We start from the raw sequence: 21889 nt of genomic DNA on the forward strand, positions 1-21889 counted from the left end.
TGCTGTCGGGCGTCAATGACTGCGTGACCTGTCGGACAGGAAGTCCGTCGACACCGCGGAAATCGCGCCGGTCTTCCTGATATCGCGTGGCCGCCGGACCGTGCAGCCCTCCACGCGCGGCCATGCGCTCACCGCTGGGAACGCCCAGCGCATCCACGCGCCGGCCACGTCGAACACCTGGCGGGCTGCCGGCGTCACGCCGACCATATGGATGCACGCATGGATCATCCCCGGCAGCACGACCAATTCGACCGGCACACCGGCCTCCCGCAATCGCTCCGCATACGCGTGCGCGTCGTCGCGCACCGGATCGTATTCGCACGCCAACAACGTGGCCGGTGGCAGCCCCGCGACCGAAGCCGCCCGCAGCGGCGACACGCAGGGTGAGCCGGCATCGGCCGGATCGGTCAGGTACAGGTCGAAGCAATACTGCATGATGGCTTGCGTCAGGTAGTAGCCCTGCCCGCAGGTCCGATAGGACGTCGTGCTCATCGACGCATCCAGCGGCGGGTACAGCAAAAGTTGATGCGCGATCGACGGCCCGCCCCGCTCCCGTGCGACCAGGCAGGCAGCCGCTGCAAGGTTGCCTCCGGCGCTGTCGCCGCCGACGGCGATGCGCGCCGGGTCCAGCCCCAGGCCGGCCGCCTCGCCGAACACCCAGTCCAGCGCATCGCAGAAATCCTCCACCGGCACCGGAAACCGGTGCGCCGGCGCGAGCCGGTAATCGACCGACAGCACGACGCACTGCGTCGCGTTGACCAGCGCGCGGCAAGGATTGTCGTAAAGCTCGAGCGTGCCGAGGCACCACCCGCCGCCGTGCGCATAAACGATCGCTGGCTGCCGTGCCGCGCGTGCCGCCGCGACCGCTGGCCAATAAACCCGCACGCGAATCTGCCGCCCGTCGCGCGTGGGCACCGCGAAGGTTTCCATGCGGTCGACCGCTTCCAGCGGTCCGTGCCAGCCTCGCAGTGTCGTCTCGGTCGCCTGCCGCAACGCGTCCAGCGACGCAGGCGCTTCAGCCAGCGCCAGGCGCGCCAGCAGCGCGGCGATGTTGTCGTCAATCGGCATGTTCAGCGGCTCCGTTCCAGGAACGGCAGCAGATGGCCGATGAATGCGTCGGGCGCCTCTTCCATGATGAAGTGGCCGCAATCGGGCACGACCGCACCCTGCAGATCCGTCGCGTTGTCGCGCATCGTGACCAGCGGCGCATCGCCGGTGGCATGTTCGGCGCCGATCGCGAGCACCGGCATCGTCAGCTTGCGCTGCGCCCGCGCCTGGTTCTGCCGGATCGTCTCCGGAATCGCGCGGTAATAGGAGAAGCCGCCGCGCAGGCCGCCCGGCGCCGCATAGGCGTCGATATACACATCGACGGCCACGCAATCGCGCCGGAACGACCAGCGGTTGAACATGAACTCCAGATAGGCGCGTTCACGTCCGGCAATCAGCGTCTCGGGCAGGTCGGCCAGCTGGTTGAACATGAAATGCCACAGGAAGATGTTCTCTTCCGGCGGAGCGAAGATCGACGGCGCCGGTGCCAGCCCGGGGATCACCGCCTCCGTGAGCGCGAGCGACTTCACCGCCTCGGGCCGATCGCTCGCCAGCGCATAGGCCACCCACATGCCGACGTCGTGGCCGGCCACCTGGTACACATCGAAGCCCAGCTGCACCATCACGCGATGCAACGTGGCCGCCGTGTGGCCCGTGTCGTAACCCGCATGCGGCCGGTCGGAATAGCCGGTGCCGGGCGGGTCGACCGCGACGGCCATGAAGCCGCGCGCGGCGAGCGCCTGCATCACATGACGCCATGCGTACCAGGTTTGCGGCCATCCCGGAATCAGCAGGACCGGGGTGCCTGCGCCGGCCGTGACGCAGTGAATGCGCTGGCCGTCGACGCGGACGTATTGATGGGCAACGCGTTGAGCGTCGGCTGACGACGACTGAAGCTGAGCGGACATATTGATGGTTCCTCGCAATGGGGGCCGGCTCAGGCGATGCCGAGCATGTCGTGGATTTGCCGTTGATCGACCGCGGCGCCGGCGAAGTCGTCGAAGATGCGCTCCGTCACCCGGATGATGTGGTCGTTGATGAACGCAACCCCTTCGCGCGCGCCGTCCTCCTGGTCCTTGAGGCAGCATTCCCATTCGAGGGTCGCCCATCCTGCATAGTCGTACTGAGCAAATTTCGAAAAAATCGCCTTGAAGTCGACCTGACCGTCGCCGAGCGAGCGGAACCGGCCGGCTCGCTCGAGCCACGACCCGTAGCCGCCGTAAATGCCTTGTCGGCCCGAAGGCAGAAACTCGGCATCCTTCACATGGAACATGCGAATGTGCTCGCGGTAGATATCGATGTACGCGAGATAGTCCAGTTGCTGCAGCACGAAATGGCTCGGATCGAACAGTATCTTGCAGCGTGCGTGCTGGCCGACCAGCGCATGGAAACGCTCGAAGCTGACGCCATCGTGCAGGTCTTCGCTGGGATGGATCTCGTAGCAGAGGTTGACGCCGTTTTCATCGCAGACGTCGAGAATCGGCCGCCAGCGGCGCGCCAGCTCGTCGAAGGCCGTCTCGATCAGGCCGGCGGGCCGTTGCGGGAACGGAAACAGGTAGGGCCACGCGAACGAGCCCGAAAACGTGCCCATGTCGGTCAGCCCCAGGCGTCGGGAAGCCCGCGCAGCCAGCTTGAGCCGATCCAGCGCCCACGCGGTACGCGCGTTCGGGTTGCCACGCACGGCCTCGGGCGCGAAGTTGTCGCACATGGCGTCGTACGCCGGATGCACGGCGACCAGTTGCCCGAAGAGATGCGTGGTCAGTTCGCTGATCTCCAGCCCGTGTTCGGCCAACATGCCCTTCACGTCATCGCAATAGGCCTGGCTTTCCGCGGCCGTCGCCACGTCGAACAGCCGGCCGTCCCACGCGGGAATCTGCAGCGCCTTGAAGCCGACCCCTGCCGCCCATTGCGCGATGTTCGGCAAGCTGTTGAACGGCGCCGCATCGTCGGCGAACTGCGCGAGATGGAGACTGGGGCCCTTGAGGGTACGCATGATCAACTCCTATTGTTTGTTGATCGACAAAGAATAGGCCAGCGGAACGGCGCGTGTCAACACGGCGCGCGATAAAATCGGTGCACGATGTGACGACGGACGAAAGGGATATGGCGGGACGACCGAGAGAATTTGATCGCGACATGGCGCTGAAACGCGCGATGCTGGCGTTCTGGCGACACGGCTACGAAGGCACGTCGATGTCCGACCTGGTCGAAGCGATGGGTATTGCGTCAGCGCGCATCTATGCCGCCTTCGGCAGCAAGGAAGCACTGTTCCAGGAGGCCGTGGCGCTCTACGAGCAAGGCGAAGGCGGTTTCGCCGATCGCGCGCTCGTCGAGGAAGCCGATGTCCGCGCAGCCATCGAACGCATGCTGCGCGACGCCGTCGCCGCCTATACCCGGCGCGGCCAGCCGCACGGCTGCATGGTGGTCTCCGCCGCCACCAACTACTCGGCCGAAAACGAAGGGGTGATGGAATGGCTGGCCGCCCATCGGCGCGCGCGCACGCAGTCGATCGTCGAGCGCCTGCAGCTCGCAGCCGAACAGGGGCAACTCGCGCGGGGCACCGACATCAAGGCGCTGGCCGATTTCTACGCGACGCAGTTGCACGGCATTTCAGTGCAATCCCGCGACGGGGTATCGAAAGAGCGGCTGCTCGCCTCCATCGGGCCGGCGATGCTGCCGCTCGCGATGGCGGTGCGCGACGCGGGGTGACGCGGCACGGCTGACGGGACGCGGCGTTCCGATCGCGACCCGGACGCAGTCGGGAACGCTGAATCGTTGTCACCCTCTGGTTTGAGCACACCAGAAGCAAGGCCATTCAAGTTCTTCCGGCCCTTGAGGCATCGCCACTCGCGGCACGTCGCCACCGCCGGGAATATTCGCGCGCACCGAATCGCGTCCCTCACCGTGTTTCTGCCGGACAACGTTCATCGAAAATCAGGTACGCACCGCAATGGACCAGGATATTCAGAACATGCTCCGCCGCTATCGCGAACGAGAAATCGACCTGCATCAGGTACGCACGTGGCTTGGCGGCGAAAGAACGCGTGTGGATGCACAAGTCCCACGCGGTGAATGGCTGAAACTCATGCGAGGGAGTGACGCGCAAAGCAACGGCGCGATCGCGCGCCTGCTTCCGGCTTGCCTACACTGTCTCGGTGTCGGCAAGCCCAAAGCGTTCGCTTCGCGTCAGGAATATCAGCAATACACCCGTCGTCGTGACGCAGCCGTCGCAAGCGGCGTCCTCTCCGAAATCATTCCTCAACCTCATTTTGCTTCTGAAGGCCACGATTCAGCGGGTTCGGTCATGTACTGTCGCTGCACCTGCTGCCGCTCGATCTGGGCATTCGTCGAGCCCGAGAAATCGGAAAGCGGTTCATGGAACCGAATCCTCTAGGCGTGAGAGGGCAAAGTTTTCGCAGATGGCGTGATGACGGACATCTGTCGAGCAGCCAATTTGCAACAATAGCGCATTTATTCTGGCGCATGCCCTGAGATACAGCGGAAAGCCCACCAGCCCGACTCTTCAAAGCACACAACACGCCGACGAAAGATAATCGAAAGAAATATCAGCTCGCAATAGTCGATAAAATTTCAAAAAAACGTAACCACCATTTCACCATCAGGCTACTTTTAATACCTGGGCTGCCCCACAAATTATCCAGATCGATTGAACCCCATTAAAAACAACAGAAACACCCTCAACCCTGACGCAATTCAAACCTTCAATAAAATTATATAGATAGAAGAAAATCTATATAGCCACCCACCCCTGCGCACATCACATTCCATCAAGAAATCCCTCTATAATTTAGCAAACCAAAATACGATATTGAGGGCCACAAGATGAGTAGCTCGACCCATCCGCCTTTCCGTTTCTCTCTGCAGGATTATTCACCTGCCGAACGTCTAGAAGCATGGCAGACCCAGTATTCGATTGCGGAGTTTGCTTTAACCACGCCGATCGACCCGATAATCGACTACCAATTTATCGGCTACACGCTTGGCAACATCTCGGTAGGTAAATGGACCTATCATCATCCGGGGAGCGTGGCGGCTCCGCTCTCGTACGCGCTCAACCGTTCGGCGGCGTTCATTCGGCGAGACGGGATGGACAACTATTCGTTCAACCTGCGGGACGCCGGGAGCGTGCGCGGGGAAATCGATGGACGGCCGGTGTTCGTACAGCCCGGGGATATCCTCGTCGTCGACCAGGCTCGTCCTTATCACCGTGAAATCCAGGCGGGCGACGCAGTCACGCTGCTGGTCGCGCGTGACATGCTGCCGAGCCTGCCGTCGAGCATCCACGGCACCATCTTCAGTGGCGGAATCAGCCAGCTCCTCGACAGCTATCTGAGGAGCCTGCTCGACAAGATCGGCACGCTGTCGCAGTCGGAAGCGCTGCATGCCGAGCAGGCGACGCTGAGCCTGGTGAAGGCGATGCTCAGCCCGACTGCTCAAGAGATCTCGAATGCGCGCAACGAGTTGCTGTCGACCCTGTACGTGAAGATCAAGGAGTACATCCGGCAGAACCTCGAATCGCCGGACCTGTCGCCGGATCGAATCTGCAAGGAAATCGGCATCTCGCGCTCGAGTCTGTACCGGCTGTTCGAGCAGGATGGCGGTGTCGCGAATTACATCCGCAAGCGCCGCCTGCTCGCGATTCACCGCGCGCTGATGTCGCCCGAGAGCCCCCGTCACCGGATCGGCGATCTTGCATACCGGTACGGCTTCAACAGCAACACGCAACTCAGCCGCGCATTCAAGCTGGAATTCGGTCACGCGCCGAGCGAAACGCGCGTCGTCGCCGGAAACGCGCAGCATCGCTTGCAGCGACACACGGATACCGACTACAGCGGCTGGCTCGCGCAGATTCGCTGAACCTCGCGGCGAACACAGCGCACGACGGCCCGGCGCGCGCTGCACCGGGCCGGGCACGCATCCTGCCAGGCGGTCAGGCGAACGCTTCCACGGCGGCAGCCGTGTCCTCGAAAATCCGATAGTGGCGGATCACGTTGCCCTCGATTCGTGCGACGACGGCGAATTCGCTCTTGAAGGTCCGGCCCGTCTTGCGCACGCGATGTTGCATGTAGCCGTACGCGAACACGTAGTCGTCGGCTTCGGCCCATTTGCGGATCTCGAACTGCTCGGTCTCGAACTGCTCGACCAGCGTGCCGAGCAGGCGTTCGACACCGGCCTTGCCGACGAAGCGCCCGTAGATCGGCAGGTGCTCGGGGCCCTGCGGCTCGAACACCGTTGCGTCGTCGATGACCTCGAGCGCGCCCGGTACGTCACCGGCGCCGACCTTCGAGAAGAACTGTTGCAGCGGATTGAGTGCCATGCAAACCTCCATGAATGGTGAATGGCAAAGCGGGATTGTCGAGACCGGCTCCCGCCGCGACGCCGGTATATCGTCGTATCGCCGGCTAGGATTCGAGCAGCGCGAGCTTGCCGTCGACATTCGCCCAGCGGGCCGCGTCGACCGGCGGCAGCTGGCAGCGCGTGATGCTCGGCCACGTCTTCGACAGCGTCGCGTTCAACGCGACGAACGCGTACTGCACCGCCGGCACTTCATCGGCGGGAAAGATCGCGCCGACCGGGCATTCGGCACGACACACGCCGCAATCGATGCACTCGTCCGGGTCGATGACCAGAAAATTCGCGCCTTCGTGAAAGCAATCGACCGGACACACCTCGACGCAATCGGTGTAGCGGCATTTGATGCAGTTTTCCGTGATCACGTGTGCCATGTTCGGCTCCTGTCGAAAGGCCCGTGCGTCAGGAAGACGCCGGCACGGAGACGCACAGCGAGGCGGATGCGAACAGCCGCTCGATCCACTCGCGCGTCTCGTCCGGGCTCGGCGTGCCGATGATCCCCGCGAGCGGGGTTTCGCGCGCCGAGTACGTGATATTCGATGCGAACGCGCGGCCCGTCTCGAGTTCGGCCCAGGCGAGTACCGCGGGGCTCGAGCGGAACGGCTCGATGCCGGAGAACCCGTGGAAACGGCCGCCTTGCACGTGATGGCCCGGAAACACGAACCAGCCATGCCAGAGCTGCTGCGCGAACGCGGTACGCGCAGGCAGGCTAACCGGCGCGCCGGTCAGCAGTTGCAGTTCGACCGACGGCAGGTGGATGCCGGTGGCGAGTTCGAACGTCGCGACCACGTCTGCACCGCCGACCCGGTTGCCGACTTCAAGGAACACCAGTTCGCCGTCCTGTTCGATCGCTTCCAGGTGGAAGCTGCCCGTGTCGATGCGCACCGCGGCCAGCACGCGCTCGACCCAGCTCCGGGCCGTGTCGCTCAGCGCGAAATGGAACGACCCGAGCGGCTGGCCCGCCGCATAGCCGAGGCAGGTGCCCACATAGCGGCTCGCGGTGACCGCGCGTGGCGTGCCGTCGACGACGATGCCGTCGAAATGCAGAATCGGGCCGTCGACGAATTCCTCCAGTTGAAAGTCCTCGATACCCGGCGCGTCCGAATCGAGCGCGGCGACGCCCGTGCAGCGCGCCGCCAACGCATCGAACAGCGCGGCGGGCGTATCGAACACGACGACGTCGGCACTCGACGCGCCGCTGTGCGGCTTCAGCACCGTCTTGCCGTGCCACGGCGCGTGCCCCTGCGCCTCGATCCATGTGCGCAACGGCAGGAAGCGCGGCACGCGCACGCCGGCGTCGCGCACCGCCGCCTTCATTTTCACCTTGTCGCGCACCAGCATCACTGCTTCGACCGATTTTCCGGTGATGCCGAATCGCGCCCGCAGCTTCGCCGCGTCGATCAATTCGTACTCCGACAAGGAAATGACGGCATCGAATCGCTGCGGGCGGGCTGCGAGCCACGCACTTGCTTCATCGAACGCGGACGCGAGGCCGGCCCGCTCGACACGCGAGCAGCGCAGCGCCGCAGGAATCGTGTCGAGCATGTCGCGCTTGCCGAAATACGTGACGTCGTGCCGATCGTGATCGATGCCGCGCGCATAGTCGATGCGCGGATAGGGCACGCGGTGCAATACGAGAATGTTCATCGCGGTCTCCGGACCAGTTGATTGACGATGGCGTCACGCCGCCGCGCGCACTTCACAGGCCGCATCGAGCGCCGCCGGCCAGCTCGCGCGCAGCGTCGCGACGACATCGCGAATATCGGCGTCACCCGGTTCGAGCGTGATGCAGGCGAGCGCGACAAAATCGGCGTTGTCGCGTGCGATCGCGTGAACGAAACGCCGATCCGCGTGCAGCCATTCGAAGCCCTGTGATTGCAGCGCGCCGTCGCGCAAGCCGAGCGTGCGCACGGTGTCGGCAATCGCGTCGCCGAGCGGGTCCGCGCCGGCACGCACGTCCTGCGGTGAAAACTGCCGGTCGTATGCCACGCCCAGCATCACCGCGGCAGCGAAGCGCGCGGGCGCCGGCAGCGTCACGGGCGGCGCGACGCCCCACACCGTGTCGATCCACGCGTGAAACAGATCGACGCCGTAAGCCCAGCGCGCGAGCCACCAGATCTTCATGCCTGCCGGACGCCGGTTCGGTTCGACGACAGCGGCCCGCAACCCGTCGTCGCTGAGCTTGATCTCGTTGTGAAACGGGCCGTCGCGTTGCCCGACCAGCAGATTGGCGAGGCGGCCCGCGCGCGTGAGCGTATCCGCTTCGTGATCGGCGAGCCGCGACGGCAGGATCTGCGCGACCTCGACCGGATAGCGGCCGGTCGCGCTGACCTTCTCGGTCGTAAACGCCAGCGCACCCAGGCCGTCGAACGAGAATTCGCGCGCGAACGGAATGAACGCTTCGCAGATCACGCCGCGTGACACATACGGCGCGACCTCGCCGAACGCGGCCTCCAGGCTGTCGCCATCGCGCACGACCACCACGCCGCGGTTGTTGCCCTCGCACGACGGCTTGACGACGAAGCCGCCCGGATGCGCTGCAGCGAAGCGCCGCAGATCGTCGACCGACGCTGCCTCCGCGTAGTCCGGCACCATCACGCGCTGTGCTTCGAGCAGTGCGCGCACGCGGTGCTCCGCGACCCGATACGCGTGCTTGCTGAACGCACCGGCCGCGAGCGACGCGGAATCGACCGCAAGGCCGAGCCGCTCCAGCAGCGCGGCGCCCTGCTGGACCGCGTTGTCCGAGAACACGATACCGGCCCGCAGGTCGCCCGCAATGCCCGCGAGCTGCGCAACGGCGGCATCGACGAAACCGTCCGCGAGCGGATCGAGATCGATCACGTCGTCGCAGATACGCCGGTCACGTTCGCTTGGGCCTGAACGGATCAGCACCGTCCGGGCGCCGTAGCGCTCGCGCGCGTAGCGCGCCAGGTGTGCGACGTCTTCCACCCGGCTCAGGTTGTAATCGACGATCAACAGCGTCGATGCGGAACGAGCAGTCATGATCAGGCTCCCAGCGCGGGTTCGGCGACCCGGTAGTGCACGGTGATGGCATCCACGGAAGCCGCGAGCAGCGTGTCGAGTTCGGCGTCGCGTTGCGCGCGGCTCATCGACCACAACAACTGGCCGAGGAATACTTCGCGTGATGCCGGATCGACTTCGTCGCCGGGCTTCAGCAGCACCTGCGTCACCACGGGCTCGCGCGGCAGCGGATTGAGCGCGATCGACTCGATCCGCCCCGGCGACGCGAAGTAGACGCGAAAGACCGTCGCGTTCGGCCCCGCCGCACGGCCGTCGGCGCCATAGGCAAGGTGTGCGAGCGACGCGCGCGCGGCATCGGCATCCAGCAGGAGCACGGCAAGCCACATGTCGAGCAGGTTCGCCGCGCCATTGAGCGCCTTGACGCTCGGCGAAATCAGGCTGCCGCCCACGCGCGGATTGATCTCGATCAGATCCCATCGCGCGCCGTCGAAACGGGCCTCGACGTGGAAGCAGCCCCAGTCGAGTGCAAGGTGCGCGAACACCTTGCCGAGCCACGCGATGCCGGCCGCGCATGCATGCGCGGCGATCGATACCGGCGGGCTGGTGCAGCTGTCTTCCAGCACGGTGCCGTTCGCTTCGGTCAGTTCGCATTTCTCGTGGATCGCGACCACATACTGACGGCCGTCGATCACCAGCACCTCGAAGCTGCACTCGGTTCCGCTCACGTACTCTTCCGCGATGAACCGCACACCGTCGCCGAGCACCGATGCATAGACCGTGTCCGCCCGCGCTTCGGCCGCGATCGCCTCGAGCGTCGCCCAGGTCGTGTCGTGCGTGAGCCGGAAGGCGCCATACGACGCGATGCCCTGCATCGGCTTCACGAAATAGTCGCCGCCCGTCGCCTGCAGCGCGCGCAGCACGTCCGGCGTGAGCGCACGGGCGGTTCGGCTGGAGAGGCCGGCCGCATGCAGCGCGTTGCGGACCTGCAGCTTGTCGCGCAGCGATTCGACGCGTGCGGGGGCGAGATCCGCGACGCCCAGGCGCGCATTCGCATGCGCCATCAGCCCGCGGTAGCCTTCCCATACCGAAATGCAGGCGCGCACCCGCACGCCGCGCGCCTGCAGCGCGTCGAGCGTGCGGTCGACATCCTCCTCCGACAGCGCGTGCGCGTCGCCCGCATAAACGCCGGCCGCCAGCGCGCGCAGCGCGTCGAGGCGCCCCGCGTGCTCCGGCAGCGGCCGGGAAGTCAGGACGTACGCGTGCAATTGCCGCTGGCCGATCGCCGCGACCAGATCCTCGACGAACGAATAACCGCAGTGACTCAGAATCAGAACGCCATCAGCCAGCATGTCGGCTCTCCCGTCAGGCTGCCGCCTTCAGCGTCGACGCAATCTTGTCGTCGTACAGTTCCTTGAAATACAGCGCGAGAACCGTCTGGTGTTCGCCCAGATAGCGCTTCAGCGCCGCGATGTCATCGTCGTCGCGCAGCAGGTAGCGGATCGCCGCCCACACTTCGCCCGGATGGTCGTCGTTGATGTCGGTGTGCGAATGCGCGATCTGCCCGCCGATGTTCTGCTCGCCGACCGAATCCTTCAGCGCCTCGATCTTGCGCGGCTCGAGTTTCACGTTCACGTACTCGACCAGATACGAGTACGCAACGACGCCGAGCGGGCCCTCGTGATCGAGCAGATACGAGAAGTAGCCGGTCAGCAGCTTCGTCGACAGGTACGGCTCCGTCGCGAGAAACGCATCGCGCGTGACGCCGGCGCGCTCGAGATCCTGGATGAACAGGTCGTCGTGCAGCATTTCCTCGCGCTCGTAGTTCGCCCAGATCTGCGCCGCTTCCGGGCTGCGCTTCGCGATCTCGGCGAGGGCCTTCGATTCCGACACGCGCAGCAGCCGGATGCGCCACGCCGTTTCGATCAGGTGGCGACGGTAGTATTCGCTGTCGACGGACTTGCCTTCGAGGTGTGCGGCATACGGGACGGTGTCATACCACGTGTCGATCTGACGATCGATCAGCGCATCGATCTCGCTGCGCAACTGCGCGGCTGCGGCTGCATTCAGGAACGGCGTACGGTGCTCGAGACCGGCGTTTTTCACACGATTACTCATAAGAAATCCTATATAAATGACGTGGAGACAGGCATGGAACGCAACGTTGATGGATTCAGCCGTCGGGCGTGGCGACCTGCACGGTCGCCGCGCCGGTCAGCCGGCATTGACACGCGAGCCTGAAGCGCTCGTCCGGATAGCCGAGCGTGCGGAGAAAGGCCGTCTCTTCCCCTTGCCGGCTGCCGAGATTGGGCAGGCCGTCCAGGACTTCGATGACACAGGCGCCGCACGCACCTGCCCGGCAGCCGAACGGAATCGATTCCTGTCCGTGCAGCTCGAAGTCAAGCTCCGTCAGCGCGGCGCGATCCGGAAGCCATACTTCGATACCCTGCGGCAGCAACGTCAGTCTGTGCATCGCTTCATCCTCCGTGTCCATCCGGACCGCCGTCACCTGCGAACGCAGCAGCGAACCCGGTGCACGTAATGTATGAAAAGCGCGGCCGCCACCGTTAGCGTTTTTGTCCCAACAAACCGACGATTCGTTTCTGTGCACGCGCCCGCGCCGAATGCCGTGTGGATGGGACGCACTGTCAATCCATTGAGACGCGCCGGCTAACCGTCGCGCATCGCGTTCAGTACATTTCCCATCATCGTCGGCTTCGCGGCGCGGCCTTGCGCCGGTGTGCGCCGCCAGCGGAGTCGAATGGTCCGCAATCCCTCCCATCCCGAGACTGGAGCGACAAGCATGTCTACGCAAGCGATTCAAGCAGCAGCGCAGCACCTGATCCGCGCGGCACACGGCCCCGAAGCGGCCGACGTTCCCCGCTGCAATACGCTCGACGCACAGAAGCGCCTGAACGCGTTCTATCTGCGCGAACTCGCGCCGCCGAGCGCATACGACACGATTCCGCAACCGGCGGAGTACGACGAGATCCTGGCGCTGGAAAGCGAGTGGAATCTCCACGAGGAATCGCGCCTCGACCTGTCCGGGCTGCCCGAGAACGCCGAACAGCTCGAAGAGTGGTACTACACGCTGCGTCGCACGAATCGCGAAGCCGTCGCGCCATTCTTCCGCTTTCTCGCAGAGGAAGCGACGCTCGAACAGCTCGCGTTCTACGTCTGCCTCGAAGCCCAGGTCGACGGACGCTTCGACGACACGATCGCGCTGTCGCAGATCGGCATGCTGGGCGACATGAAGCTCGCGGTCGCAGAGAACTTCTGGGACGAAATGGGGCTCGGCGAGCTGGAAGGCATGCACACGCTGCTGTTCGGCAAGGCCGAGCCGCATTTCCGGCAGTACCTGCAGCGCTTCGATCCGTCGATCCTGTCGTCGGCCCTCGCGCTGAAGAACGGCAACCTGCTGTCGATGTACGCGCTGCGTCGCTGGTACGTGGTCCGTCTGCTCGGCACGTTGACGCTGCTCGAGGACACGGTGCCGTACCGCTTCTCGAAGATGGTGAAGGGCATGCGCCGCCACCAGGTGCCCGAGGAAGTCATCGCGTACCACGTGCTGCACACGAAGATCGACGTGGTGCACGGCAATAGCCTGGTGAAGCGCGTGCTGCTGCCGCTCGCAACGCAAAACCCGGCCGCGATCCGGGACATCTGCATCGGCTGCCTGATCCGCTTCAACGTCGAGAAGGATTACTACGAAGGCGCCGGCCAGGTGATGGAGAACATGCGCCAGTCGCTGCAGTAACGCGGCAGCGCGGGCTACCCCACGCGCCTGGCCGTTTCCCGGGGCGGTCCGCGCGACCAGCGTGCGGCGCCCCGTCTGCCTTCTTCATGCCGGTTCGCTACCCATCACCATCATGAGCCTCGAACAACTGTCGCCGCTACCGCGCGCCCCGCAGACCCGCGCGGCGCCCACCCACGCCACGCTGACGCGTCCCGTCACGCTGCTGTTCGCGACGACGGCCGGATTCGCCGTCGCCAACGTCTACTACGCGCAGCCGTTGCTCGACACGCTCGCGCACCAGTTCGACATCTCGCGCGCCGCCATCGGCGGCATCATGACGATCACGAGCATCTGCTACGGGCTCGGCCTCCTGCTCCTCGTTCCGCTCGGCGATCTGTGGGACCGGCGCCGGATGATCCTGATCCAGTCGGTCGTCTGTGCGCTCGCACTGCTGTCGATCGCCACCGCCACGCACGCGTCCGTGCTGTTCGCCGGCATGGCGCTGATCGGCTTTCTGAGCGTCGTCACCCAGGTGCTCGTGTCGTTCGCGGCAGGGCTCGCCGAGCCGGCGGAACGCGGGCAGGTCGTCGGCACCGTGACGAGCGGCATCGTGCTCGGCATCCTGCTCGCGCGCACGTTCTCGGGCGCGATCGCCGACCTCGCGGGATGGCGCGCGGTGTATTTCACGTCGGCCAGCGTCATGCTGCTGCTCGCCATTGTCCTGTCGCGCGTACTCCCGCACCATCGCCTTCCGGGTGTCGCCGAGCCGTATCCGCGCCTGATCGCGTCGGTCTTTTCACTCTTCGCGCAGGAGCGCGTGCTGCGCGTGCGCGCCTTCATCGCCTTCCTGCACTTCGCGGCCGCGATGACGCTCTGGACGCCGATGGTGCTGCCGCTCAGCGCGCCGCCACTGTCGCTGTCGCACACGGAGATCGGGCTGTTCGGGCTCGCGGGCGCGGCCGGCGCGCTCGGCGCCGCACGCGCGGGCCGTCTCGCCGATCGCGGCTTTGCGCAATGGACGTCCGGCATCGGGCTCGCACTGATGCTCGTGTCATGGCTGCCCACCGCGCTCATGATGCATTCGCTCGTGGCGCTGGTGGTGGGCGTCGTCGCGTTCGACCTCGGCCTGCAAGCGGTGCACGTGACCAACCAGAGCCTGATCTACGGCGTGCGCCCCGACGCACGCAGCCGCCTGACGGCCGGCTACATGCTGCTCTACGCCGCCGGCTGCGCGTCCGGCTCGATCGCGTCGACCTGCGTGTATGCGCGCTTCGGCTGGGCCGGCGTCTGTACGCTCGGCGCCGCGTTCAGCGCGACCGCGCTGCTGTTCTGGTATGCGACGTTGCGCCCGCGCGCGTGATGTCCGTTTCTTTCCTCCACCCACCCCACTGACAGCATGGACGCCAAACTCTCACACGACCTCGTCGGCATCGAAGCGGTGCTGCAGCGTACCCTCGATCACGCGCTCGACGTGCTGGACCGCATCGACGAGCGCCCGGCCGCACTCGCGCCGCCCGCTGCCGTGCCGCGACCGCTGCCGTCACAGGGCCCCGGCTTCGACGCGGCACTCGACGATTTCCTGGCGCGCTGGGCGCCCGGTTTCTCCGGGAGCGCCGGCGCGCGCTACCTCGGCTTCGTGACGGGCGGCGCAACGCCCGCCGCGCTCGCCGGCGACTGGCTGACCAGCGTGTATGACCAGAACCCGACGGCGGGCATCGACAGCTCGGCGCCCGATCTCGAGCGCGAAACCGTCGCACGGCTGCGCGAGCTGTTCGGATTGTCGGACGCGCAGCAGGGCGTGCTCGTCAGCGGCGCGACGATGTCGAACCTGGTCGGGCTCGCCATCGGCCGCGAATGGCTGGGCGAACGCTGCCCGGAGCATGTCGACATCGCGGAGGATGGCGTGGGCATGCTGCCGCCGATTCGCGTGCTGTCCGGCACCCCGCACTCGAGCATCTACAAGGCACTGTCCGTGCTCGGCATCGGGCGTCGCGCGGTACGGAAAATCCCGACGCTGAAGGACCGCGAGGCGATCGACGTCGATGCGCTCGAGGCCGCGCTGCAGCGTTTCGAGGGCGAGCCGGTGATCGTCGTCGCGAACTCCGGCACCGTCAATACCGTCGACTACGACGCGTTGCAGGCGGTCGGTGCGCTCCGTTCGCGCTATCCGTTCTGGCTGCACGTCGATGCGGCGTTCGGCGCGTTCGCGGCGCTGTCGCCCGATCACGCCGCGCTCGTGCGCGGCCTCGACGACGCCGATTCGATCTGCATCGACCTGCACAAGTGGCTGAACGTGCCGTACGACGCCGCGGTTCAGTTCAGCCGCCGGCGCGACCTGCAGGTGCGGGTCTTCCAGAACAGCTCCGCGTACCTGGGCGTGCCGACCGACAATCCGGACTTCGTCCACCTGACGCCGGAGAATTCGCGCCGGCTGCGCGCGCTGTCGACCTGGTTCGCGCTTGCCGCGTACGGCCGCGACGGCCATGCGGAAATCGTCCGGCGCAATATCGCGCTCGCGCATCGGCTCGGCAGGCAGATTGCCGAGCAGCCGGGCCTTGCGTTGCTGGCGCCGACCCGCGTCAACGTCGTCTGCTTCACGCTCGCCGAGCAGCCCGACGAGGCACGCATCAACGCGTACATGCGCGCAGTGCGCGACCTCGGCGACGTCTTCATCACGACGACGGTCCATGCGGGCACCTGGGGCTTGCGCGCCGCGTTCTGCAACTGGCGTACCGACGAACGCGATGTCGACCGCGTGTTCGCGTCGCTGGTCAGCGCACTCGGAGCACTGCGATGAGCGCCCCGATCGACGCCACGCGGGCGGAACGATGGACGCTGCTGACGATCGGTGCGGCCAGCCTCGCGCTCGTCGCCGGCGCACTGTGGATCCAGCTGGCGTGGCAGGAGGATCCGTGCCCGCTGTGCATCATCCAGCGCTACCTGTTCCTGCTGATCGCACTATTCTCGTTCGCGGCGGCAGCAAGCGGGCGCCGCGTCGCGTTGCTGCGCGGACTCTCGCTGGCGACCGCCCTGGCCGGCGCGGCAATCGCGATACGGCACATCTACGTGCAGGCCCACCCGGGATTCAGTTGCGGCTTTGATGCACTGCAGCCGGTGGTCGACAGTCTGCCGCCCGCGCACTGGCTGCCGCTGGTCTTCAAGGTGGGTGGGTTGTGCGAAACGCCGTATCCGCCGATTCTCGGGCTCTCGTTGCCGATGTGGGCGCTGGCGGGATTTGCCGCGATTGCGGCAGCGCTCGGCTGGCGGATACGCGCGCAAGCGGTCATCCGCGCCGCCTGATTCCTCCCTCTGATGCGCGGACGCGCGGTGTGATCGAACGACACCCTTGTCCGCACACCGCCGTCAAGGACACCATGACATTCGAAGTCGCGCTGACGCAAAGCGGCCGGCAATTCCAGGTCGAGTCGGACGAAACCGTGCTGGCCGCTGCGCTGCGCCAGAACGTCCACCTGCCGTACGGCTGCAAGAACGGCGCGTGCGGCTCCTGCAAGGGCCAGATTGTGTCGGGCCAGATCGAACAGGGTCCGCACGCCGCGTCGGCACTGTCCAATGACGAGCGCACGCGCGGCCTCGCGTTGCTGTGCTGCTCGAAGGCGCAGTGCGATCTCGAGATCGACGTGCGTGAGATCGCCGGCGTCGACGGCGTGCAGGTCAAGAAGCTGCCGTGCCGGATCGCCGCACTCGAGCGCAAGGCCGACGACGTGATGGTCGTGAAGCTCCAGTTGCCCGCCAACGAACGCCTGCAGTATCTCGCGGGCCAGTACGTCGAGTTCATCCTGAAGGACGGCTCGCGCCGCAGCTACTCGATGGCGAACGCGCCGCACGAGGAGGGCCCGATCGAGCTGCATATCCGCCACATGCCGGGCGGCAAGTTCACCGACCACGTGTTCGGCGCGATGAAGGAGCGCGACATCCTGCGCTTCGAAGGCCCGCTCGGCACGTTCTTCCTGCGCGAGGATTCCGACAAGCCGATCGTGCTGCTCGCATCGGGCACGGGCTTCGCGCCGATCAAGGCGATCATCGAGCACGTGAAGCACACGGGCATCACGCGCCCGATGACGCTCTACTGGGGCGCGCGCCGCAAGAAGGACATCTACCTCGGCGAGCTCGCCGAGCAGTGGGCGCGCGAGATTCCGAACTTCAAGTACGTGCCGGTGCTCTCCGAGCCGGACGCCGGCGACCAGTGGACGGGCCGCACCGGCTTCGTCCATCGCGCGGTGATCGAGGACCTGCCCGATCTGTCGGGCTACCAGGTGTATGCGTGCGGCGCGCCGGTGATGGTCGAATCCGCGCAGCGCGATTTCATTCGGCACCATCGGTTGGCGAACGGCGAGTTTCTGGCGGATTCGTTCACGACATCGATGCCGATGCCCTTGTAACGGGTTCGGGGCGCCGGTCAGCACCGCAACCGAAATCCATGGAAAGACGGGCTGCAATCGAGTGCCTTCAATGCGACTACAACGACATCGGGATCCCGATCGAACATTGCGTCAATTGACGCCACGATCCAGCGCTGAGCAGCTCTTTTCGGAAGGGCGCACTGAAGACCTGCTGCATGACGTCAGATCGATCGAGGCCGGTGCGGCGGGATAGGGTCGGGTACACACGTCGCGGGTTTGCAAAATTGCGGGGCTGCTCTCACGTCGTAGCCAACCCATGTTCGGCGAAAGAAAACAGGGTGCGAGGCTTACCGGCTTGGACGTGGTTCCGCGGCATGTTCCCACCCCATCTCTTCAAATGCCTGCTGGATGAGCGGGCATTTTCTGTTTCGCTCCCCTTCGTCCGTTTGTCCACGCGAAAGCGTGTATTTCGCACCCGCTTGCACGCAACGAGCGGGTGTTTGTGAACCTTGGATATGGGGCGCTACCGATCAGGTAGAGGGCGAGCGTACCGTCCCCAGGATTGGGAAGGCGGTTCGTCTGCGCGGCATGACGCAGGACTTCGGAATCCTTGCTGCAAGACGCCTAGAATTCAGTCATGGCTGCATTCCACAAGGAGGCTGTCATGACTCAGTCGATGATTGGATGGGTAGTTGGTCTTGCGGTGATCGCAGTGGTTGCAGTCGCGTTGGCGCGCCGTTTCCAGAGCGAACATCCAGGTATGCAAGTCGTTCAATGGTTGGATTCCCATCACTTGGGGTGGATGCATCGCAAACATTGACATCTCCGCGCGGGCGGCGATAACGCCGCCTTGCCGAAGTTTGCCGGGGACCACGCTCACGGACGCCGCCGGGCGATTGAATTCGGCTATGTCGTTGTCTCACCAAGTGTCTTGGCAAGGAAGGCATCATGGATGACGAAGTGTGTACGACCCATACGCACGTGGCGCGCCTTCGCGTGATGAAGACCGTGTCCGGGCGCTATCGCGGCATTGTCCACTTGCACCGCATCGGAGAGGATCCAGGCTTCTCCGAACAACACGATACCGAAGGGGATTTTGCGACGAACGTGGAAGCGCGCGACGCCGCTCGGTCGCTCGCGCGCGCTTTGCTCGAAGAAAAAATCCAGGGATACGAAAAGACGCAGGGAATCGATTGAACCAGCCTCGCGGCTCGGTCGTTACGCAGCCTCGATCGATAACACGACGTCCATCAGCGCGTCGCGCGGCAGTTGCACAATGCGGCTGCAAGGAACCGACCATGACACCCCATGACGTGATGACGATCTTCGAGCGGATGAACGCACAGGGAAGGGCGGCCGCCGATCTGGACCGTGCCTGCGCCGAGTTCGCCGGCTGGTTGGCGCAGGCATGGAATCGATTGAGCGAGGATGAGATCGCACTGCTGACGTCGATCGGCGCGTCGCTGTATCGCGAGGGGTATGCGAGGCGGTACTAGGCAGGTTCGGGGGCCGGCGTGAATATATGGGCGGGGCGGATCGAAAGAGCGTATAAAGTCCGAATGACTATCCCTTCCGTTACCGCCGAGTCGGTCCTGGGTCTGTTCCGGCTAATCGCCGGAAGAGAGGAACGCCGGACTTCCGGCGAGTCGCCAAGGATGGCGGCGCTCCTGACGCTTGCCGAGCAGCTCGCACGCAACCATCAGGTCATGACGGAAGATAGTTGGGATGCAACCGTTCGTGTTGGCGGCCTGCTGTTGCGAGCGGAAATGATCAACAACGACGCCGACACGATGGTGCTCGAGTTGCTGAGCCGGCTGCGGCAGCGGAAATGAACAACCTCGTTCGAGAGTATAGCGAGTCGTCCCCTGTGGAGTGACCAACGTGTCGACACACCTGCATTTTTTCTACAAGGGGTACGAACTTCATCCCCTCGTCTTCGCCCGCACATTCAGTCGCTTTGACGGACATTCCCGTTACGCCGAAGGGTATGACATTGCGGTACGGATATGTCGCCCGGGCGCGATCGCAACCTCCACCGCAAGCCGTGTTTTCAGGCTGGGCCAACCGCATGCATTCTCCGACTTTGGAATGGCAAGGCGTGCCGCCCGGCAGCAGGGAAAGGACATCATCGACGGAAAGGTGAGCGGAGCTTCGGTCCTCGACATGTGATCAGGCTGCCGGCGTCCGGCATCGGCTGACTGGTTCGAGCCGCGGGCGGCCCTCTCGTTGATGTTCACCCGGAATTGACCCGCCTGGGCCTGTCGGGGAGTCCGAATAGCGGACAACGATCTGCTGAGTGAAATGGCGTTTCGTCATGATGCTCGACCTGCTCCTCATGAAAATGAAATGGCGCCAGTGTCACGCATGCCGGAATACGGGCGCTCGCTTCTCGAGAAACGCGGCCATGCCTTCCCGTCTGTCCTCGAACGCGGAGGTCGAGTAGAACAGGCGTGTTTCGAAATCGAGGCCGACCGACAAGGGCATCTCGGCCGTGCGGTTGATCGCTTCCTTTAACAGGATCGGTGCCGGAAGCGAGTAGGCGGCCACCTCTTGGGCATACGCAATCGCGTGCGGAACGACGTTCTCGTCAGCGACCACCTGCGTGACGAGGCCGGCGTCCTGCGCTTCCCGTGCCGAGACGATGCGGGCGCGTAGGCACCCATCCAGCGCGCGCATTCTGCCGATCCAGCGCGGCAGGCGTTGCGTGCCGCCGAGCCCGGGAATCGTGCCGACAGCCAGTCCAGGCTGTCCGAAGCGGGCCGACTCGCCGGAGATGATGGCGGTATGGCAGCAAGGATCGCGTCGCGGACACGACGTGAGCGCTCCGCGCCGCATGCGGGCAAGCCCGCCCCCGGACCTCGCGCGCCGGGTCAGATGCCGCGCACGGCACGCGTCGTCCGATCGCGACGCTGCACCATCCAGACGCTAACTAATAGCCCCGCGACGAGCGGCACGAGCATCCATTCGAGGCCGATGCGCATCGCATGCGCGTGCGCTGCCGCGCCGCCACCCTCGCCGAGCGCGCCGAAGAACGCACCGCCGATGCAGGCGGCCGCGAAAGCGGCGCCGATATAGAGCATCGCGACGATCGCTCCGGCAGTCATGCCGGCATGGCGCGTATCGACGTCCGCAAGTACGATCCGCTGCAGCGACGGCAGCGCCAACCCTTGTCCGGTCCCGGCAATCAGGAGACCGATATAAAACGGCAGTTCCGGCGCGCCATGGCCCAGTTGCAATGCGCAGAGCCCGAAGCCGCCGGCGAGACAACCGAACCCGAGCGGCATCAGGCCCTCGCCGATGCGGCGGGCGAGCCATGGCGTCGCGAGCGGCCCGATCAGATAGCCGGCACCGTAGGGAGCGAGGCCGAGGCCCGATTGCAGCGGGGTCCAGCCGAGCCCCTCCTGCAGGTAGATGCCGTAAGTGAGAAAGAACGCCGCGATGCTGTAGAAGAGGAACGCGAGCAGCAAGCCGATTGCCACGACCGGCTGGCTCAACACCGCCACATCGACGAGCGGATCGCGCGCCTGCCGCGCAATCCGGCGCTCGATCCGGACGAACGCAACGAATGCCGGTATGCACAGGCCGAGACTCCAGAACGTCCATGCGGGCCAGTGCAGTTCGCGGCCCACAGTAAGCGGATAGATCAGCAGCATCAGCGCAATCGTCAGCGCGACCATGCCCGGGACGTCGATGCGCGCGCCGCGCTCCGCACGGCTCTCGGGCAGATACCGCCAGGTTCCCACCAGCGCGAGCATGCCGATCGGTACATTCACGAGAAATACCACGCGCCAGTCGAGTCCCCAGGGATGCAGATCGATCAGCGCGCCGCCGCCGACTTGCCCTGCCACCGACGCGAGCCCGAACACGAACCCGTAGAGACCCATCAGGCGCGCCTGCATCTGCGCAGGAAAGACAGTGCGGATCGACGCGAGGACCTGCGGCGTGATCAGCGCCGCGCTGATGCCTTGCACGACGCGGCTCGCGACCAGCACCTCGCCGCTCATCGCCATGCCGCACAGCGCCGATGCAACGACGAACGCTGCCATGCCGATCATGAAGATCCGCCTGCGTCCGTACAGATCGCCGAGGCGCCCACCGGTGATCAGGACGACGGCATATGCGAGCGCGTATGCGGAGACCGTGAGCTGGATCTGCGCGTCGCTGGCTTTCAGGCCGACGTGAATCGCAGGCAACGCCAGATTGACGATGAAGTAATCCAGCGGCGGCAGGAATACGCCTGTATAGAGCGACGCGAGCGCGAGGCCGCGGCGCAGGGAAGACGCTTCGATAGTCATGCGCGTGATCGGGAAAGGAATGACGTGGTTTGCACGATAGCAACAAGTGGCACTATTATCTAAGCCCACTTTCGGAAACTGGATCACTCCACTTTCAG

Annotated in this window: 25 protein-coding genes; 13 read left to right on the forward strand and 12 right to left on the reverse strand. The window is 65.1% G+C overall.

The window, feature by feature from the left end; translation table 11 throughout:
- Positions 1-12 precede the first annotated feature (12 nt).
- Genes LGN17_RS28050 through LGN17_RS28060 form a run of 3 tightly spaced genes read right to left on the reverse strand, consistent with a single transcriptional unit; the run spans position 13 to position 3040 of the window.
- A complete protein-coding gene (locus tag LGN17_RS28050; protein ID WP_226200156.1) occupies positions 13-1068 on the reverse strand; it encodes an alpha/beta hydrolase in 1056 nt (351 codons plus the stop codon).
- Positions 1069-1070: 2 nt separating this feature from the next.
- Entirely contained in the window at positions 1071-1955 is an 885-nt protein-coding gene (locus tag LGN17_RS28055) for an alpha/beta fold hydrolase (RefSeq protein WP_226200158.1), read from the reverse strand.
- A 29-nt stretch (positions 1956-1984) separates the two neighbouring features.
- Positions 1985-3040, reverse strand: a complete 1056-nt coding sequence (locus tag LGN17_RS28060; RefSeq protein ID WP_226200160.1) for a sugar phosphate isomerase/epimerase family protein — start codon at positions 3038-3040, stop codon at positions 1985-1987.
- A gap of 110 nt (positions 3041-3150) precedes the next feature.
- On the opposite strand from LGN17_RS28060, the gene LGN17_RS28065 reads away from it, so the two are divergent.
- From LGN17_RS28065 to LGN17_RS28075, 3 genes are all read left to right on the forward strand, one after another.
- Entirely contained in the window at positions 3151-3756 is a 606-nt protein-coding gene (locus LGN17_RS28065; protein WP_226200368.1) for a TetR/AcrR family transcriptional regulator, read from the forward strand.
- 241 nt (positions 3757-3997) lie between these two features.
- Positions 3998-4441: a hypothetical protein gene (locus LGN17_RS28070; protein ID WP_226200162.1), complete on the forward strand. Its 444-nt coding sequence runs from the start codon at positions 3998-4000 to the stop codon at positions 4439-4441.
- 449 nt (positions 4442-4890) lie between these two features.
- Positions 4891-5925: a helix-turn-helix domain-containing protein gene (locus tag LGN17_RS28075; protein ID WP_226200164.1), complete on the forward strand. Its 1035-nt coding sequence runs from the start codon at positions 4891-4893 to the stop codon at positions 5923-5925.
- 73 nt (positions 5926-5998) lie between these two features.
- Here the strand turns inward: LGN17_RS28075 and LGN17_RS28080 are convergent, their stop codons facing one another.
- From LGN17_RS28080 to LGN17_RS28110, 7 genes are all read right to left on the reverse strand, one after another.
- Positions 5999-6385, reverse strand: a complete 387-nt coding sequence (locus LGN17_RS28080) for a nuclear transport factor 2 family protein (protein ID WP_218567365.1) — start codon at positions 6383-6385, stop codon at positions 5999-6001.
- Between the two features lie 85 nt (positions 6386-6470).
- Positions 6471-6794, reverse strand: coding sequence for a ferredoxin FdxA (fdxA, locus tag LGN17_RS28085; protein ID WP_226200166.1), 324 nt, complete (start codon positions 6792-6794; stop codon positions 6471-6473).
- A 28-nt stretch (positions 6795-6822) separates the two neighbouring features.
- Positions 6823-8067: an ATP-grasp domain-containing protein gene (locus LGN17_RS28090; protein WP_226200168.1), complete on the reverse strand. Its 1245-nt coding sequence runs from the start codon at positions 8065-8067 to the stop codon at positions 6823-6825.
- Between the two features lie 33 nt (positions 8068-8100).
- On the reverse strand, positions 8101-9423 hold the full coding sequence (locus tag LGN17_RS28095) for an ATP-grasp domain-containing protein (RefSeq protein WP_226200170.1): 1323 nt from the start codon (positions 9421-9423) through the stop codon (positions 8101-8103).
- A gap of 2 nt (positions 9424-9425) precedes the next feature.
- Positions 9426-10751, reverse strand: a complete 1326-nt coding sequence (locus tag LGN17_RS28100) for an ATP-grasp domain-containing protein (protein ID WP_226200172.1) — start codon at positions 10749-10751, stop codon at positions 9426-9428.
- Between the two features lie 13 nt (positions 10752-10764).
- Positions 10765-11517: a hypothetical protein gene (locus tag LGN17_RS28105; protein WP_175907844.1), complete on the reverse strand. Its 753-nt coding sequence runs from the start codon at positions 11515-11517 to the stop codon at positions 10765-10767.
- Positions 11518-11572: 55 nt separating this feature from the next.
- On the reverse strand, positions 11573-11893 hold the full coding sequence (locus LGN17_RS28110) for a 2Fe-2S iron-sulfur cluster-binding protein (protein WP_226200174.1): 321 nt from the start codon (positions 11891-11893) through the stop codon (positions 11573-11575).
- A 309-nt stretch (positions 11894-12202) separates the two neighbouring features.
- On the opposite strand from LGN17_RS28110, the gene LGN17_RS28115 reads away from it, so the two are divergent.
- From LGN17_RS28115 to LGN17_RS28160, 10 genes are all read left to right on the forward strand, one after another.
- Positions 12203-13156, forward strand: coding sequence for an iron-containing redox enzyme family protein (locus LGN17_RS28115; RefSeq protein ID WP_226200176.1), 954 nt, complete (start codon positions 12203-12205; stop codon positions 13154-13156).
- 112 nt (positions 13157-13268) lie between these two features.
- The gene (locus LGN17_RS28120) at positions 13269-14495 is read left to right on the forward strand and encodes an MFS transporter (RefSeq protein ID WP_226200177.1); all 1227 of its coding nucleotides are present in this window, start codon (positions 13269-13271) and stop codon (positions 14493-14495) included.
- Between the two features lie 36 nt (positions 14496-14531).
- The gene (locus LGN17_RS28125) at positions 14532-15932 is read left to right on the forward strand and encodes a pyridoxal phosphate-dependent decarboxylase family protein (protein ID WP_226200179.1); all 1401 of its coding nucleotides are present in this window, start codon (positions 14532-14534) and stop codon (positions 15930-15932) included.
- On the forward strand, positions 15929-16435 hold the full coding sequence (locus tag LGN17_RS28130; protein ID WP_226200181.1) for a disulfide bond formation protein B: 507 nt from the start codon (positions 15929-15931) through the stop codon (positions 16433-16435). Before LGN17_RS28125 ends, LGN17_RS28130 begins: the two co-directional genes overlap by 4 nt.
- Positions 16436-16509: 74 nt before the next feature.
- Positions 16510-17535: a CDP-6-deoxy-delta-3,4-glucoseen reductase gene (locus LGN17_RS28135; protein ID WP_226200183.1), complete on the forward strand. Its 1026-nt coding sequence runs from the start codon at positions 16510-16512 to the stop codon at positions 17533-17535.
- A 598-nt stretch (positions 17536-18133) separates the two neighbouring features.
- Positions 18134-18316: a hypothetical protein gene (locus LGN17_RS28140; protein WP_226200185.1), complete on the forward strand. Its 183-nt coding sequence runs from the start codon at positions 18134-18136 to the stop codon at positions 18314-18316.
- A 128-nt stretch (positions 18317-18444) separates the two neighbouring features.
- Positions 18445-18693 carry a hypothetical protein gene (locus tag LGN17_RS28145; protein WP_226200187.1) on the forward strand — a complete coding sequence of 83 codons (249 nt, stop codon included), beginning with the start codon at positions 18445-18447 and terminating at the stop codon, positions 18691-18693.
- Between the two features lie 101 nt (positions 18694-18794).
- Positions 18795-18992 (forward strand): hypothetical protein, encoded by a 198-nt coding sequence (locus LGN17_RS28150; protein WP_226200189.1) that lies wholly within the window; start codon positions 18795-18797, stop codon positions 18990-18992.
- Between the two features lie 63 nt (positions 18993-19055).
- Positions 19056-19328: a hypothetical protein gene (locus tag LGN17_RS28155; RefSeq protein ID WP_175965334.1), complete on the forward strand. Its 273-nt coding sequence runs from the start codon at positions 19056-19058 to the stop codon at positions 19326-19328.
- Positions 19329-19377: 49 nt separating this feature from the next.
- On the forward strand, positions 19378-19665 hold the full coding sequence (locus LGN17_RS28160) for a hypothetical protein (protein ID WP_226200191.1): 288 nt from the start codon (positions 19378-19380) through the stop codon (positions 19663-19665).
- A 189-nt stretch (positions 19666-19854) separates the two neighbouring features.
- Here the strand turns inward: LGN17_RS28160 and LGN17_RS28165 are convergent, their stop codons facing one another.
- Both LGN17_RS28165 and LGN17_RS28170 read right to left on the reverse strand, forming a co-directional pair.
- Positions 19855-20331 (reverse strand): enoyl-CoA hydratase-related protein, encoded by a 477-nt coding sequence (locus LGN17_RS28165; RefSeq protein WP_226200192.1) that lies wholly within the window; start codon positions 20329-20331, stop codon positions 19855-19857.
- A 35-nt stretch (positions 20332-20366) separates the two neighbouring features.
- Positions 20367-21878 carry an MFS transporter gene (locus LGN17_RS28170; protein ID WP_226200194.1) on the reverse strand — a complete coding sequence of 504 codons (1512 nt, stop codon included), beginning with the start codon at positions 21876-21878 and terminating at the stop codon, positions 20367-20369.
- Positions 21879-21889 lie beyond the last annotated feature (11 nt).

Source organism: Burkholderia sp. AU30280 (assembly GCF_020420125.1).
Lineage (GTDB): Bacteria > Pseudomonadota > Gammaproteobacteria > Burkholderiales > Burkholderiaceae > Burkholderia.

Bases quoted from the DNA above. Each gene is read 5' to 3' on its own strand.
- LGN17_RS28050 (WP_226200156.1), bottom strand. From the start codon at position 1,068: ATGCCGATTGACGACAACATCGCCGCGCTGCTGGCGCGCCTGGCGCTG.
- LGN17_RS28055 (WP_226200158.1), bottom strand. From the start codon at position 1,955: ATGTCCGCTCAGCTTCAGTCGTCGTCAGCCGACGCTCAACGCGTTGCC.
- LGN17_RS28060 (WP_226200160.1), bottom strand. From the start codon at position 3,040: ATGCGTACCCTCAAGGGCCCCAGTCTCCATCTCGCGCAGTTCGCCGAC.
- LGN17_RS28065 (WP_226200368.1), top strand. From the start codon at position 3,151: ATGGCGGGACGACCGAGAGAATTTGATCGCGACATGGCGCTGAAACGC.
- LGN17_RS28070 (WP_226200162.1), top strand. From the start codon at position 3,998: ATGGACCAGGATATTCAGAACATGCTCCGCCGCTATCGCGAACGAGAA.
- LGN17_RS28075 (WP_226200164.1), top strand. From the start codon at position 4,891: ATGAGTAGCTCGACCCATCCGCCTTTCCGTTTCTCTCTGCAGGATTAT.
- LGN17_RS28080 (WP_218567365.1), bottom strand. From the start codon at position 6,385: ATGGCACTCAATCCGCTGCAACAGTTCTTCTCGAAGGTCGGCGCCGGT.
- fdxA (WP_226200166.1), bottom strand. From the start codon at position 6,794: ATGGCACACGTGATCACGGAAAACTGCATCAAATGCCGCTACACCGAT.
- LGN17_RS28090 (WP_226200168.1), bottom strand. From the start codon at position 8,067: ATGAACATTCTCGTATTGCACCGCGTGCCCTATCCGCGCATCGACTAT.
- LGN17_RS28095 (WP_226200170.1), bottom strand. From the start codon at position 9,423: ATGACTGCTCGTTCCGCATCGACGCTGTTGATCGTCGATTACAACCTG.
- LGN17_RS28100 (WP_226200172.1), bottom strand. From the start codon at position 10,751: ATGCTGGCTGATGGCGTTCTGATTCTGAGTCACTGCGGTTATTCGTTC.
- LGN17_RS28105 (WP_175907844.1), bottom strand. From the start codon at position 11,517: ATGAGTAATCGTGTGAAAAACGCCGGTCTCGAGCACCGTACGCCGTTC.
- LGN17_RS28110 (WP_226200174.1), bottom strand. From the start codon at position 11,893: ATGGACACGGAGGATGAAGCGATGCACAGACTGACGTTGCTGCCGCAG.
- LGN17_RS28115 (WP_226200176.1), top strand. From the start codon at position 12,203: ATGTCTACGCAAGCGATTCAAGCAGCAGCGCAGCACCTGATCCGCGCG.
- LGN17_RS28120 (WP_226200177.1), top strand. From the start codon at position 13,269: ATGAGCCTCGAACAACTGTCGCCGCTACCGCGCGCCCCGCAGACCCGC.
- LGN17_RS28125 (WP_226200179.1), top strand. From the start codon at position 14,532: ATGGACGCCAAACTCTCACACGACCTCGTCGGCATCGAAGCGGTGCTG.
- LGN17_RS28130 (WP_226200181.1), top strand. From the start codon at position 15,929: ATGAGCGCCCCGATCGACGCCACGCGGGCGGAACGATGGACGCTGCTG.
- LGN17_RS28135 (WP_226200183.1), top strand. From the start codon at position 16,510: ATGACATTCGAAGTCGCGCTGACGCAAAGCGGCCGGCAATTCCAGGTC.
- LGN17_RS28140 (WP_226200185.1), top strand. From the start codon at position 18,134: ATGGCTGCATTCCACAAGGAGGCTGTCATGACTCAGTCGATGATTGGA.
- LGN17_RS28145 (WP_226200187.1), top strand. From the start codon at position 18,445: ATGGATGACGAAGTGTGTACGACCCATACGCACGTGGCGCGCCTTCGC.
- LGN17_RS28150 (WP_226200189.1), top strand. From the start codon at position 18,795: ATGACACCCCATGACGTGATGACGATCTTCGAGCGGATGAACGCACAG.
- LGN17_RS28155 (WP_175965334.1), top strand. From the start codon at position 19,056: ATGACTATCCCTTCCGTTACCGCCGAGTCGGTCCTGGGTCTGTTCCGG.
- LGN17_RS28165 (WP_226200192.1), bottom strand. From the start codon at position 20,331: ATGCGGCGCGGAGCGCTCACGTCGTGTCCGCGACGCGATCCTTGCTGC.